The following is a 13,053-nucleotide window of genomic DNA, read 5'->3' on the forward strand; positions in this document are numbered from 1 at the left end:
CGGGACCCCAGGGCTGCCCAGGCCGGCCTCGGGTGAGGCCGGCGGGTAACGGTGCCTCGGCGGTCCTCAGACCCCGGCGAGGTGACGGTCGAGGGTGAGGTGATGGGCGATGGCGTTCTTGTCCCAGTCGAGTTCCTTGCACATGCGCACCGTGGTGCCGCGCCCGGGCGTGATGTCGAACGAAAGATCGTCCACGACGGCCCGCATGATCAGGATGCCCCGTCCGTTCTCGGTCTCCGCCGGCGGGTACTGCCGGGGGATCATGTGCAGCCCTTCGCCCTCGTCGGCGACGCGCAACTCGCAGCGGCCGTTGCCGATGGTCGCCATGACCTCGTAGCGGTTGGCGGGACCACCGTGCCGTACGGCGTTCGCGCACGCCTCGGACGTCGCCAGGAGTATGTCGGACACGCACTCCTCGGTCACCCCGAGAGACCGGAGCGCGTCTCCCACCACCCGGCGCACCATGGGGATGCCTATCGCGTCCCGTGGCATCGCCAGTGAGAACTCAATATCCACCGGACCCCTCCCGGTGTCGAAGGTCACCAAGGAAGGCTTCCCCGATGAATCAGGGCTAACCGCAAAATCACGTTGCTGTTAATCAGGGCGCGCCGTATAGGTGGGTTCGAGAGGGACCGAAGCCTCATTTGAGGTTGATATGAGGCGGAAATAGTGGTGTGAAATGCGTCACTTCAGCTCTCGACGTGGATCGAGAAGTCCTCGATGACCGTGTTGGCCAGCAGGGTTTCGGCCATCTTTCGGACGTCCGAAAGTGCGGCCTCGTCGGCCGGGCCGTCCAGTTCCAGCTCGAACCGCTTGCCCTGCCGCACGCCGGCGACCCCGGAGAAGCCGAGTCGCGGCAGCGCCCGGGCGATCGCCTGGCCCTGCGGGTCAAGGATCTCCGGCTTGAGCATGACGTCGACGATCACGCGCGCCACGATGTTCCTCCAGTTCGAAATGGCCCGCCGGTGTCGGGGGGTCCGCCTGGGTCAAGCCTAGTGCCGCCCCGCCGTCGCGCCCCCTGTGGCCCCGGTGGCGCGGGTGTGGCGTCTCGTGGTCCGGGAATCGGAGAAGTGTGGACGAGACGGCGGGGCTTGCGCTAGGGGGTGCGAGTTCTGCCACGATGTCCACATATGCGCCCGGTCGTCCACCCCAGCGGCCGTACGCCACACGACCCGGCCTCGCTGCGGGGGTGACCCCTCCCGCGGGGGGCCCGACACGCACAGGAGTGGCACGTGACAGCCGACGCCCCTCGAGGTGTAGACGCACCCCCGGAGCTCGTCCAACTGCTCACCCCGGAAGGGGAGCGGGTCGAGCACCCCGACTACGACATCGAGCTGACCGCTGAGGAGGTCCGCTCCCTCTACCGTGACCTGGTCCTCGTCCGGCGGATCGACCTGGAGGCCGTCGCGCTCCAGCGGCAGGGAGAGCTCGGCATCTGGGCGTCCCTGCTCGGGCAGGAGGCGGCGCAGATCGGCTCGGGGCGGGCGCTCACCGACGCCGACATGGCCTTCCCCACCTATCGCGAGCACGGCGTGGCCTGGTGCCGCGACGTCGACCCGGTCAAGCTGCTCGGCCTGTTCCGCGGGGTGAGCAACGGCGGATGGGACCCGGCCGAGCACAACTTCCACCTCTACACGATCGTCATCGGCTCCCAGACCCTACACGCGGTCGGCTACGCCATGGGCGTCCAGCGCGACGGAGCCGACGCGGCCACGATCGTCTACTTCGGCGACGGCGCCACCTCCCAGGGCGACGTGAACGAGTCCTTCATCTGGGCCTCGGTGTTCAACGCCCCCGTCGTCTTCTTCTGCCAGAACAACCAGTGGGCCATCTCCGAGCCGCTGGAGAAGCAGTCGAAGATCCCCCTCTACAAAAGGGCCTCCGGCTTCGGGTTCCCGGGGATCCGGGTCGACGGCAACGACGTGTTCGCCTGCCTCGCCGTGACCCGCCGAGCGCTGCAGAACGCCCGCGAGGGGCAGGGGCCCACGCTGATCGAGGCGTTCACCTACCGGATGGGCGCGCACACCACCTCGGACGACCCCACCCGATACCGCCTCGCGGACGAGCTTGAGGCGTGGAAGCTGAAGGACCCCATCGAGCGGGTCAAGGCGTACCTGTTCAAGAACCAGCTCGCCGACCAGGAGTTCTTCGAGAAGATCGACGCCGAGGCCGACGCGCTCGGCAAGGACGCGCGCAGCCGGTGTCTGGCGCTGCCCGACCCGCCGCCCGGGGCTATCTTTGAGCACGTGTACGCAGGCTCCCACGCACTTCTCGACGAGGAACGCGAGCAGTACCTGACCTATCTGGCGGGGTTCGAACGATGACCACTCTGACTCTCGCCAAGGCGTTGAACGAGGGCCTCCGCCGCTCCATGGAGGACGACCCCAAGGTGCTCGTGATGGGAGAGGACGTCGGCAAGCTCGGCGGCGTCTTCCGCGTCACCGACGGCCTGCAGAAGGACTTCGGCGAGGACCGCGTGATCGACACGCCGCTCGCCGAGTCGGGCATCATCGGGACGGCGATCGGTCTTGCCCTGCGCGGCTACCGGCCCGTCTGCGAGATCCAGTTCGACGGGTTCGTGTTCCCGGCCGCCGACCAGATCATCACCCAGCTCGCCAAGATGCCGCTGCGGTCGCTCGGCACGCTCAAGCTGCCCGTCGTCGTACGCATCCCCTGCGGCGGCGGCATCGGGGCGGTCGAGCACCACTCCGAGTCGCCCGAGGCGTACTTCACCCACACCGCGGGCCTGCGCGTGGTCGCGTGCTCCAACCCCGCGGACGCGTACACGATGATCCAGGACGCCGTCCGCTCCGACGACCCGATCATCTTCTTCGAGCCGAAGCGCCGCTACTGGGACAAGGCGGACGTCGACCTCGCCGCCCCAGGCCTTCCGCTCGATCGCGCCCGCACCGTACGGCAGGGCCGTGACGTCACGCTGGTCGCGTACGGGCCGATGGTGAAGACCTGCCTGGAGGCCGCCGCGGCGGCCGAGGAGGACGGGCGGAGCATCGAGGTCGTCGACCTGCGCTCGCTCAACCCCCTCGACGTGGACGTACTGACGGAGTCCGTCACACGGACCGGACGGTGCGTCGTCGTCCACGAGGCCCCGGTCTTCACCGGTTTCGGGGCCGAGATCGCGGCGCGCGTCACCGAGCGCTGCTTCTACAGCCTGGAGGCACCGGTGCTGCGTGTGGGCGGGTTCTCCACGCCCTACCCGCCGTCCCGGCTGGAGGACCACTACCTGCCCGACCTGGACCGCGTGCTCGACGCCGTGGACCGTACGTTCGCTTACTGAGGGGGAGGGATCTGCCATGCTGCGCGAGTTCAGGCTCCCCGACGTGGGCGAGGGACTGACCGAGGCCGAGATCGTCAGGTGGCATGTCGCCCCTGGCGACTCTGTGAAGATCAACCAGACGATCGTGGAGATCGAGACGGCCAAGGCCGTCGTCGAGTTGCCGTGCCCGTACGAGGGCACCGTTTCCGCTCTGATGGCCGACGAGGGCCAGACCGTCGACGTAGGCGCCCCGATCATCTCCGTGGAGGACGGCGAGGGCGGCGATGCCGCCGGCTCGCGTCAGGAGGCGCTGGCCGGTGACCTGGTTCCCGACGTGGGGAACGGCGCCCGGGCTGAGGGGTCGGCGCAGGGGTCGGCTCAGGCTCCCGCCAAGGAGCAGCGTCAGCCGGTGCTGGTCGGATACGGCGTCAAGACGAGCGCCACCCGCCGCCGTCCCCGCAAACCGGCGTCCCCCGCGCCTTCCGCTCCATCGGTCTCTGCGGTACGGGTTGCCGGGGTGATCCCAAGTGCGGGGACAACCCCAGGTGCCGGGATGACACAGGGCAACGGCTCCGGTGTGCGGGAACGGGTGCGCGTCCTGGCGAAGCCGCCGGTGCGCAAGCTCGCCAAGGACCTCGGCGTTGACCTGGCCGCCCTCACGGGCACCGGCCCCCAGGGGTCGATCACCCGGGCGGACGTGGAAGCGGCGGTCGCGGCCCCCGCCCCGAGCGCCACCCGGGAGGCGGGCGTACGGGAGGAGCGCGTCCCGGTCAGAGGGGTCAGGAAGGCGACCGCGCAGGCGATGGTGTCCAGCGCGTTCTCGGCCCCGCACGTGACCGAGTGGCTCCAGGTCGACGTGACAGAGACGATGGAGGCGGTGCGGCGGCTGCGTACGCTGCCCGAGTTCGCCGAGGTCAAGGTCTCCCCGCTGCTCCTGGTCGCGAAGGCGCTGATCACGGCGGTGAAGCGGCACCCCATGGCCAACGCCTCGTGGACCGGCGACGAGATCGTGGTCAAGCACTACGTGAACCTCGGCATCGCCGCGGCCACCGATCGCGGGCTGATCGTGCCCAACATCAAGGACGCCGACGCGATGTCGCTGCCCATGCTCGCCAAGGCGCTCGGCGAGCTCACCGAGCGGGCGCGTACGGGCAAGTGCCAGCCGGCCGAGCTCAGCGGCGGCACGATCACGATCACCAACGTGGGCGTCTTCGGCGTCGACGCGGGCACCCCGATCCTCAATCCCGGAGAGGTGGCGATCCTCGCCGTGGGCCAGATCAGGGACATGCCCTGGGTGGTCGACGGGCAGCTCGCCGTCCGCAAGGTCACCACCCTGGCGCTGTCGTTCGACCACCGCGTGGTCGACGGCGAGCTCGGCTCCTACGTCCTGCGTGACGTCGGCGCCATGCTGGAGGACCCCCTCCGCATGCTCGCCTGGAGCTGATCGCCCCGCTCAAGTCGACTGCAAGATCCGGACCAGTGAGGTCCAAGCGGCGGTTCCTAGGTTTTCGGCTGTGACCCTCATCCCGAGCGGCAGGCGGGACGTCACCGTGCGCCGCGTCCTCCCGAAGACCGTGCGCCCGGAGGTCCCCGCGACCCGGTGGGACAACAGTGAATGTCCCGCCGGGCCGCCGACAGGGCCGCGATGAGCGTCGTGCCCGCCACCGCGTTCGCCGCCGTACTGCTGCGTGGCCTGCTCGGCAGGCGTACGGCCGTACCCGGGCCGTCGCCTGAGGGCGTGCGCGCGCCGGACGGGCGCCCGGTCCTCCGGGCCGCAGGTCACCTGGTCACGGTGGACCGGGTGCGCCTGCCCGTCGCCGACGCGCTCATGCTGGTGCGCGGGCGGCCGTACGGTGACCGTGCCGGGCGCTGCCCGCTCGAAGAGATCGTCGAGCAGTGCCTGCTGATGGACGAGACGCTGGAGGACGGCGAACCGCTCGACGACGCCGAACTCCTGGCGGCAGCCGAGGATTTCCGTGCCGGCCACGGCTTGGGCGACCGCGCGTCCACGCTGGCCCGGCTGGCGGAGCTGCCGTTGTCCGGCGAGCAGTTCGAGGCGTTCATCGCCGGGATCGCGCGGCGGCGGCGCTTCCGGCGGCGCAAGGAGGCCGAGCTCGCGTCTGCCCACCTCGCCGCCCACCGCTCGGACTTCGACCGCGTACGCGCCCTGTGGGTGACGGGCTCGCGGCCGGTGAACGGGGAGTCGCTGCGCGGCCCGGACGGCCTGGTGTGGAACGGGGAGGCCATGGTGACCGTGGGCGAACGGTGGGTCAGGGACCTGCCCGCGCCCCTGCGCCACGCCGTGCCCGGCGCCCTGGTCGGCCCGATGACGTACGGCGAGGGCTATCTGACCGGGATCGTGCTGGAGCGCCGGCCGGCGCGGGACGGTGACGCGGAGACGCTGGCCGCGGCGGGCGAGGCCGCGTTCGGCGAATGGCTCGCCGCCCGGCGCAGGCGGGCCTCCGTCGAGTGGCACTGGCAGTAGTCGTCATGCGGGACGGCGGATCCGATCCGCGGCGTGGGGGATGAGAGGATGATCGCTGTCAACGGCGCGGCCACGGAGGCCGCGTGAGCTTCGTCCATCCCAGGGGGAGAGCATGTTCCGCCACGTCGTGTTGCTGCAGTGGACCGATGACGCCACCGAGGAGCAGCGCGAAGAGGTGGCCAGGCGGCTGAGCGAGCTGCCGGACGCCATCCCCGAGCTGCGTTCCTACCAGATCGGCCCGGACGCGGGCGTCAACCAGGGCAACTTCTCCTTCGCCGTGGTCGCCGACTTCGACTCCCCGGAGGACTACGTGGTCTACCGGGACCACCCGGCCCACCTGGCGGTGGTCGACGAGTGCATCGCCCCGATCCTCGCCGCCCGCGCCGCCGTCCAATTCCCTCCCCGCGTGATCTTGTAGTTTGTCGCATCCAGGGCCTCCCGCCTGGGGAAACACCATTGGTGATCATGCAGATGGTGTGCGTATATCCGTCTGAGCTGCAGAAACGCCCCCCGTGATCATGCAATTGCATGATCACGGGGGGCGTTTCTGCAGGTAGGTGGCGCAGTTGGGCAAGATCTGCATGATCACGCAGGGTCTTCGCCCAGGTCAGAGCGGGTCGCTGCGACAAACTACAAGATCACGGTGGTTGAAGTGGGGGATTAGAAGGAGTCTTCGGGGAGGTCCATGAGGTCCTGGCCGGTGGCGGCGAGGATTCGGCGTTCGGCGGCCAGCCGGGGCAGGACGTTCTGCGCGAAGAACGAGGCCGCGGCGACCTTGCCCGTGTAGAACGCCTTGTCCTTCTCCGAGGCGGACAGCGCGTTCAGCGCGACCTCGGCCTGGCGCAGCAGCAGCCAGCTCAGCACCAGGTCGCCCAGCGCCATGAGGAACCGGGTGGTGTTGAGCCCGACCTTGTAGACCTCCTGCGGCGTCTCCATCGAGGAGATCGCCCACCCGGCCATCGTGTCGGCCATGGCCTTGACCTCGACCGCCGCCTCGGCGAGCAGGCCGCGCTCGACCTTGAGCCGCCCGTTGCCCGCCTCGGAGCCGGCGAACTCGTTGATCTCGCCGAGCAGCGATCCCAGCGCCGCGCCCTGGTTCCGCAGGACCTTGCGGAAGAACAGGTCCTGGCCCTGGATGGCGGTCGTGCCCTCGTACAACGAGTCGATCTTCGAGTCGCGGATGTACTGCTCGATCGGGTAGTCCTGCAGGAAGCCCGAGCCGCCCAGCGTCTGCAGCGAGCGGGCCAGCAGCTCGTACGACCGCTCGGAGCCGACACCCTTGACCAGCGGGAGCAGCAGGTCGTTGAGCGCCTCGGCGGCCTCGTCGCGGCGGCCCTCGAACTCCGCGATCTGGATCTGGTCCTGGATGGTCGCCGTGTAGAGCACGAGCGCCCGCATCGCCTCGGCGTACGACTTCTGCAGCATGAGCTCGCGGCGTACGTCGGGGTGGTGGGTGATGGTGACGCGCGGGGCGGTCTTGTCGCCCGAGCGGGTGAGGTCGGCGCCCTGGACGCGGTTCTTGGCGAAGTCCAGCGCGTTGAGGTAGCCGGTGGAGAGCGTGGCGATGGCCTTGGCGCCCACCATCATGCGGGCGTGCTCGATCACCATGAACATCTGCCGGATGCCGTCGTGGGCGTCGCCGACCAGGTAGCCGATGGCGGGGTGCTTCTCGCCGAGGGTGAGCTCGCAGGTCGTGGAGACCTTGAGGCCCATCTTCTTCTCGACGTTGGTGACGTAGACGCCGTTGCGCTCGCCCAGCTCACCGGTCTCCAGGTCGACCAGGTACTTCGGCACGAGGAACATCGACAGGCCCTTGGTGCCGGGCTTGGCGCCCTCGGGCCGGGCCAGCACGAGGTGGAAGATGTTCTCGGCCATGTCGTGCTCGGCGCTGGTGATGAAGCGCTTGACGCCCTCGATGTGCCAGGTGTCGTCGGGCTGCCGGACCGCCTTCGTACGGCCGGCGCCGACGTCGGAGCCGGCGTCGGGCTCGGTGAGCACCATGGTCGCGCCCCAGTGCCGCTCGACGGCCATCTCGGCGAACCGCTTCTGCTCGGGGGTGCCGAGCTCGAACAGCAGGCGCGCGAAGGCGGGGCCGCAGGCGAACATCCAGACGGCGGGGTTGGCGCCGAGCACCATCTCGGCCATGGCCCACACGAGGCTGCGCGGGGCGGGCGTGCCGCCGAGCTCAGGCTGCAGTTCGAGGCGCCACCACTCGGCGTCCACCCAGGCCTGGTAGGAGCGCTTGAAGCTCTCCGGCATGGTCACGCTGTGGGTGGCGGGGTCGAATACGGGCGGGTGGCGGTCGGCGTCCTCGAACGACTCGGCGATCGGGCCCGTGGCCAGCCGGTTGACCTCGTCCAGCACGCTTCGCGCGGTGTCCTCGTCGACGTCGGCGAACGGGCCGGTGCCGAGGATCTCACTGCGGCCGAACACCTCGAAGAGGTTGAACTCCAGGTCGCGGAGGTTGCTCTTGTAGTGACCCATCTGTGTGCGCTCCTAGAACCGAACCCGGGGGTAACGTACTGGTCGGTAACTCTAAAGGAATGCTACCCATGGGTAACCCCACTTATCCATGGCCTGGGCCACAGATTGCCGGGTTCGTGACGCACAGACGGTAAAGTCCCGTTGTGAGAAGACCGCGAGCCGCGGCCTTCCCGGACGAGGTGCCCGCCGTACCCGGACCAGCGAAGACGGTGGGCGTAAGGACATGGACCAAGTTCTGCAGATCGCCGGCGCCATCCTCATCCTCGGCGCGTTCCTGCTCTCCCAGATGAACGTCCTCGACAACCGCTCGAAGATCTACCTGGTGCTCAACCTCGCCGGCTCCGCGGTGCTCGCGGTGCTCGCGTACGTGGACGACGACTGGGGGTTCCTGCTGTTGGAGGGGGTCTGGGCCCTGGTGTCCGGAGCCGGCCTCCTCCGGGCGCTGCGACCCCGGCGGGCGGCCACGTAACCCGCTTGACACCTTCGCCGGTGTCTCGATTGGGTGGGCGCCATGATTGAGATCCAGACGATGACGATCGACTGCGCCCGGCCGTACGAGCTGGCCCAGTGGTGGAGCGAGGCCCTGGGCTGGCCGCTCGTCGACTCGGAGCCGGAGGACGACGAGGTCATGCTCGATCGTCCGGACGGCCCGCCGCACCTGCTGTTCATCCAGGTGCCCGACGGCAAGACGGTCAAGAACCGCCTGCACCTCGACGTGCGGCCGACCGGGGACGGCACCCGCGACCAGGAGGTGGAGCGGCTGCTCGCGCTCGGGGCCAAGCCGTACGAGGACCACCGCACCGCGGACGGCGCGGGCTGGGTCACTCTCCTCGACCCCGAGGGCAACGAGTTCTGCGTCTGCCGCGGCGCGGCGGAGCGGGAAGCGAAGACCGAGTCCGCAGGGTAGAGGCTCAGTTGCCCCTGGCGCGCCCGCGCATCGAGACCGTGAGAACGGCGGTGATCAGCAGCACGAGCGCGCCGCCCAGCAACGCGTCCCAGGCCGCGCCGAAGACGCCCTCGCGGTCGATCACGAGCTGCACCGGGTACATCAGCGCCGCCGCGCCGAGGGCCGGGTAGAGCGAGAAGCGCCAGGGGTGGCGCAGCGCCCAGAGACGGGCCTGCCGGGTCGCCCGGTCGCCGGCGTCGGGCTTGGAGATCGCGCCGATCGCCGCGACCAGGGTGAACACGGTGAGGCCCACGCACAGGGCCCAGGTCAGGTCGGCCGGGCCGGGCAGGATGACGCCCAGGAGGAAGCTGGTGGCCGCGACCGCCCCGCCGGACGTCGCCGCTGCCCGCCAGGGCGCGCCGCGCAGGGCCGCGCCGGCCAAGGACATCTCGTCCATTCGGGTCAGTTCGTTCATGCCATAAGCGTGCCCTTCTGGGCGGTTCCGCGGCATCGGGGAAGTCCCTGACCCTCCCCTGACCCGCCCCGGTTAGTCTCCCGGCATGGATCTCGAATTCCGTACGGCCAGGCGCGCGGACGTGCCCGTCATCGTGGCGATGATCACCGAAGACCCGGTCACCGCCTCGCGGCCGTCATCCGCCGTGGAGCCGGACTACTACGTCGCCTTCGAGGCGGTGGACGCCGACCCGCGCAACGAGCTGATCGTCGTGGAGTCGGACGGCGAGATCGTCGGAACCATGCAGCTCACCTACATTCCCGGGCTGTCGCGCCGGGGCGGCGAGCGCGCGCAGATCGAGGCGGTCAGGGTCGCCGTGCCGCTCCGCGGCCGTGGCATCGGCACGGCGATGCTGCGGTGGGCCGTCGAGCGGGCCAGGGAACGCGGCTGCGCGCTGGTGCAGCTCACGTCGGACAAGGCCCGCACCGAGGCCCACCGTTTCTACGGCGCGCTCGGCTTCACGGCCTCACATGAGGGTTTCAAGCTCCTCCTGTGACAGCGGGGCGACGTCGACGAAGTTGTCGTGGTAGACCGCGCCCCTGCCCATGTCGGCGTCCCGCTCGTCCACCAGCGCGTTGGGGTTGGCCCCCGCGGCGAACTTCGGCCAGTGCCCCTTCGGCGCCGCCACCACGCCCGGCGCCACCCGGTCGCTGACCTCGACGTACGCCCGGAACTCGCCGTTGTGGTTGAAGACCCGGGCGGCCTGCCCGTCCACGAGGCCCCGCGACGCGGCGTCGGCCGGGTTGACCAGCACCCGCGGCCCCTTCGACCGCCTGCGCAGTTCGGGGTTGTTGCCGAACGTCGAGTTCAGGAACGTGTGCGAGGCGGGGGTGAGCAGCACGAGCGGGTACGGCCGGTCGGCGGGAGCCGTACGGGCCGTGAGCGAGGGGATGTAGCCCGCCACACGCGGCAGCCCGGCGGCCTCGGCCCGCTCCGACGCGAACTCCAGCCGTCCGCTGGCTGTCGGGAAGCCCTCGGTGAAGGGCACGAAGGGCTCGGCCACCGGCAGCCGCGCCCAGCCCCGCTTGCGCATCTCCTCCAGTGAGACGCCGGCCTGGGCCAGCGTCTGCTCGGCCAGTTCGAGGTCGGAGTCGTACAGGGACGGCTCGGTCAGCCCCATCTTCCTGGCGAGCCTGCGGAACGTCTCGGTCGTCGACAGGCACTCGCCCGGCGGTTCGACGGCGGGCTCGTTCCACACCATGTACATGTGCCCGTATCCGTGGTGCACGTCGAGGTGCTCGATCTGCATGGTGGCGGGCAGCACGTAGTCGGCGTAGTCGGCGGTGTCGGTCGGGAAGTGCTCCATGACCACGGTGAACAGGTCCTCGCGCGTCAGCGCGGCCCTGATCCGGTTCTGGTCGGAGGTGGAGCCCACGGGGTTGGCGCCGTAGACCCACAGGCACTTGACCGACTCGTCCAGGCCGTCGGCCAGCCGGGTCATCGCCAGCGTGCGCACCGGGTGGGGGAGCAGGTCGTCGCGGGTGTCGGGACCAGGCGGCGCGTACGCCGAGGTGGAGTAGGCGACGCCGCCGCCCGGATAGCGCCAGTCGCCGGTCACGCCGGGGATGCAGGCGATCGTCCGCATCGCGGTCCCGCCGCCCTCGTGCCGCTGGATGCCCATCGTGGCCCGGATGCCGGTCGGCCGGGTGTGCGCGAGCCGTACGCCGAGCGCGCGGATGCGCTCCTCGGGCAGCCCGGTGATCTCGGCCACCAGGGACGGGGGATGCCTGCGGATCTCGGCCTCGAACTCGTCCCAGCCGAGCGTGTGCTCCTCGATGTACGCGCGGTCCTCCGCGCCCTCCTCCAGCACGACGTGCAGCAGGCCGAGGGCGAGCGCCGCGTCGGTGCCCGGCCTGATCGCCAGGTGCTCGTCCGCCTGGTCGGCCGTACGGGTGCGGATGGGGTCGATGGCCACGACGTACGCCCCCGCCGTACGGGCGTCCTGGATGAACTTCCACAGGTGGTGGCCGCTGGTCAGCGTGTTGGTGCCCCACAGCAGGACGAGCCGCGAGAGCGCGAAGTTCTCCGGGTCCATGCCGCCCGGCGTGCCGTTGGTGTAGCGGAGGCCGTCGTTGCCCGCCCTGGCGCAGATGTTGGGGTCGTGGCGGGACGCGCCGAGCATGTTCCAGAACCGCCGCCCCGCGTGACCAGACTCGCCCTGGACGAAGCCGAGCGTGCCGGTGCCCAGGTAGGGCCAGATCGACTCGCCGCCGTGCTCCTCGACGATCGACGACAGCTTGGCGGCGATCTCGGAGAGCGCCTGGTCCAGGCTGATCCGCTCGAACCGGCCGGCTCCCTTGGGCCCCACCCTCTTCAGCGGGTGGAGAAGGCGGTCGGCCGACCGCACCTGCTCCAGGTAGCGGTTGACCTTCACGCACAGCGCCCCGCGCGTGTAGGGGTGGTCGCGGTTGCCACGCAGCCCGACGGCCTCGCCGTCACGTACGGCGACGACCCAGGAGCAGGTGTCGGGGCAGTCGAGCGGACATGCGCCGAGGACGGGTAGCGTGCTCATGCTCCGACGTTAGCGCGCCGCCAGGCGTGCCCCCGCGTGCCCCCGCACGCCGCGCCCGCGCTCTCCTCTGCGCCGGTCCCGCGCTCTCCTCTGCGCCGGTCCCGCGCTTCCCGGCACTTTCCCGGCACTCCGGTCCTGTGGGCCCCTCAGGCGGCGGAGCAGATGTAGAGCATCATCCTGCGGCGGTCGAAGTCGAGGTCGTACGTCCGGGTCTCCTCGGCCCGCAGCCCGGTCGCGGCCAGCAGGCCGGCGACGGCGGCGTCGGGCAGCACGGCCTTGGTCCAGCCGCCGAGATAGCGCCGGGTCCGCCCGGTCGCGTCGACCGACTCGGCGTAGTAGTTCATGATCTGCACGCCCTCCTCGGGGAGGTAGCGGTGGGCGCTCAGCACGAACTGCTCCTCTCCTCCCGAGGAGGCGGGGAAGGCGACGAGGTCGCCGTTCTGCGCCAGCAGGCGGTCCTGCTCGGCCAGGGCGTTGTCGAACGCGAACCGCCCGCCGGGCGCGAGGTGCGCGCGGACGCGGGAGAAGACCTCGTGCCTGTCGGCCTCGTCCGCGAGCAGCCCGAGGTTGTTGGCGGGCAGCAGCACCAGGCCGAACCGCTCGTCCAGCCGCAGGTCGCGCATGTCGGACTCGACGATCGTCACCCGCCGGGCCACGCTCTCGTCCTCGCGCTCCAGGCGGCGGCGCAGCAGGGCGAGCATGTCGGGCGAGGCGTCGAGGGCGATCACCTCGTGTCCCTGCCTGGCCAGCGGCACCGTGATCCGTCCGCTGCCGCAGCCGAGTTCGAGCACCGGCCCCGGGCTGTTCGCGGCCAGCTTGAGGTAGTCGTCCAGGTCCCACTCGTACGCCTGGGGAGAGCGCGTCGTAGAGGGCGGCGAAGTAGCCGGTGTACACCGGC

Annotated in this window: 14 protein-coding genes and 1 riboswitch; of the genes, 8 read left to right on the top strand and 6 right to left on the bottom strand. The window is 70.4% G+C overall.

Features of this window, described 5'->3' with window-relative positions:
• Positions 1-66: 66 nt before the first annotated feature.
• Positions 67-516, bottom strand: coding sequence for an ATP-binding protein (locus tag HHX31_RS30420; protein WP_169952662.1), 450 nt, complete (start codon positions 514-516; stop codon positions 67-69).
• 173 nt (positions 517-689) lie between these two features.
• A complete protein-coding gene (gene purS / locus HHX31_RS30425) occupies positions 690-935 on the bottom strand; it encodes a phosphoribosylformylglycinamidine synthase subunit PurS (protein WP_169952664.1) in 246 nt (81 codons plus the stop codon).
• Positions 936-1,232: 297 nt separating this feature from the next.
• Between purS and pdhA the strand changes: the two genes are divergently transcribed.
• The 5 genes from pdhA to HHX31_RS30450 all read left to right on the top strand — a co-directional run bounded on the left by pdhA (position 1,233) and on the right by HHX31_RS30450 (position 6,177).
• Positions 1,233-2,324: a pyruvate dehydrogenase (acetyl-transferring) E1 component subunit alpha gene (pdhA, locus tag HHX31_RS30430; RefSeq protein ID WP_169952666.1), complete on the top strand. Its 1,092-nt coding sequence runs from the start codon at positions 1,233-1,235 to the stop codon at positions 2,322-2,324.
• Positions 2,321-3,295 carry an alpha-ketoacid dehydrogenase subunit beta gene (locus HHX31_RS30435; protein ID WP_169952668.1) on the top strand — a complete coding sequence of 325 codons (975 nt, stop codon included), beginning with the start codon at positions 2,321-2,323 and terminating at the stop codon, positions 3,293-3,295. Before pdhA ends, HHX31_RS30435 begins: the two co-directional genes overlap by 4 nt.
• A gap of 16 nt (positions 3,296-3,311) precedes the next feature.
• Positions 3,312-4,718, top strand: a complete 1,407-nt coding sequence (locus tag HHX31_RS30440; protein ID WP_169952670.1) for a dihydrolipoamide acetyltransferase family protein — start codon at positions 3,312-3,314, stop codon at positions 4,716-4,718.
• Positions 4,719-4,889: 171 nt separating this feature from the next.
• Positions 4,890-5,759, top strand: coding sequence for a hypothetical protein (locus HHX31_RS30445; protein WP_169952672.1), 870 nt, complete (start codon positions 4,890-4,892; stop codon positions 5,757-5,759).
• 112 nt (positions 5,760-5,871) lie between these two features.
• Positions 5,872-6,177, top strand: coding sequence for a Dabb family protein (locus HHX31_RS30450; RefSeq protein ID WP_169952674.1), 306 nt, complete (start codon positions 5,872-5,874; stop codon positions 6,175-6,177).
• A 242-nt stretch (positions 6,178-6,419) separates the two neighbouring features.
• Here HHX31_RS30450 and HHX31_RS30455 read toward each other — a convergent pair whose 3' ends face one another.
• A complete protein-coding gene (locus tag HHX31_RS30455) occupies positions 6,420-8,243 on the bottom strand; it encodes an acyl-CoA dehydrogenase (RefSeq protein ID WP_169952676.1) in 1,824 nt (607 codons plus the stop codon).
• 147 nt (positions 8,244-8,390) lie between these two features.
• Positions 8,391-8,461: riboswitch (guanidine-III (ykkC-III) riboswitch) on the top strand.
• Positions 8,462-8,466: 5 nt separating this feature from the next.
• On the opposite strand from HHX31_RS30455, the gene HHX31_RS30460 reads away from it, so the two are divergent.
• Positions 8,467-8,712, top strand: a complete 246-nt coding sequence (locus HHX31_RS30460; protein WP_169952678.1) for a hypothetical protein — start codon at positions 8,467-8,469, stop codon at positions 8,710-8,712.
• A 42-nt stretch (positions 8,713-8,754) separates the two neighbouring features.
• A complete protein-coding gene (locus HHX31_RS30465) occupies positions 8,755-9,150 on the top strand; it encodes a VOC family protein (protein WP_169952680.1) in 396 nt (131 codons plus the stop codon).
• 4 nt (positions 9,151-9,154) lie between these two features.
• Here HHX31_RS30465 and HHX31_RS30470 read toward each other — a convergent pair whose 3' ends face one another.
• Positions 9,155-9,604, bottom strand: a complete 450-nt coding sequence (locus HHX31_RS30470) for a hypothetical protein (protein ID WP_169952682.1) — start codon at positions 9,602-9,604, stop codon at positions 9,155-9,157.
• A gap of 85 nt (positions 9,605-9,689) precedes the next feature.
• Between HHX31_RS30470 and HHX31_RS30475 the strand changes: the two genes are divergently transcribed.
• A complete protein-coding gene (locus HHX31_RS30475; protein ID WP_169952684.1) occupies positions 9,690-10,139 on the top strand; it encodes a GNAT family N-acetyltransferase in 450 nt (149 codons plus the stop codon).
• Here the strand turns inward: HHX31_RS30475 and HHX31_RS30480 are convergent.
• Complete coding sequence (locus HHX31_RS30480; protein WP_169952686.1) at positions 10,110-12,155, bottom strand: molybdopterin-dependent oxidoreductase; 2,046 nt, start codon at positions 12,153-12,155, stop codon at positions 10,110-10,112. The two genes, HHX31_RS30475 and HHX31_RS30480, sit on opposite strands and share 30 nt — an antisense overlap.
• Before the next feature lie 146 nt (positions 12,156-12,301).
• Positions 12,302-12,988, bottom strand: a complete 687-nt coding sequence (locus tag HHX31_RS30485; RefSeq protein WP_283244681.1) for a trans-aconitate 2-methyltransferase — start codon at positions 12,986-12,988, stop codon at positions 12,302-12,304.
• Between the last annotated feature and the right edge of the window lie 65 nt (positions 12,989-13,053).

This window comes from Microbispora sp. H11081, assembly GCF_012999535.1.
Classification (GTDB): Bacteria; Actinomycetota; Actinomycetes; order Streptosporangiales; family Streptosporangiaceae; genus Microbispora.

Coding starts and splice junctions, on each gene's coding strand:
- HHX31_RS30435 (WP_169952668.1), top strand. CDS start 2,321: ATGACCACTCTGACTCTCGCCAAGGCGTTGAACGAGGGCCTCCGCCGC.
- HHX31_RS30440 (WP_169952670.1), top strand. CDS start 3,312: ATGCTGCGCGAGTTCAGGCTCCCCGACGTGGGCGAGGGACTGACCGAG.
- HHX31_RS30445 (WP_169952672.1), top strand. CDS start 4,890: ATGTCCCGCCGGGCCGCCGACAGGGCCGCGATGAGCGTCGTGCCCGCC.
- HHX31_RS30450 (WP_169952674.1), top strand. CDS start 5,872: ATGTTCCGCCACGTCGTGTTGCTGCAGTGGACCGATGACGCCACCGAG.
- HHX31_RS30455 (WP_169952676.1), bottom strand. CDS start 8,243: ATGGGTCACTACAAGAGCAACCTCCGCGACCTGGAGTTCAACCTCTTC.
- HHX31_RS30460 (WP_169952678.1), top strand. CDS start 8,467: ATGGACCAAGTTCTGCAGATCGCCGGCGCCATCCTCATCCTCGGCGCG.
- HHX31_RS30465 (WP_169952680.1), top strand. CDS start 8,755: ATGATTGAGATCCAGACGATGACGATCGACTGCGCCCGGCCGTACGAG.
- HHX31_RS30470 (WP_169952682.1), bottom strand. CDS start 9,604: ATGAACGAACTGACCCGAATGGACGAGATGTCCTTGGCCGGCGCGGCC.
- HHX31_RS30475 (WP_169952684.1), top strand. CDS start 9,690: ATGGATCTCGAATTCCGTACGGCCAGGCGCGCGGACGTGCCCGTCATC.
- HHX31_RS30480 (WP_169952686.1), bottom strand. CDS start 12,155: ATGAGCACGCTACCCGTCCTCGGCGCATGTCCGCTCGACTGCCCCGAC.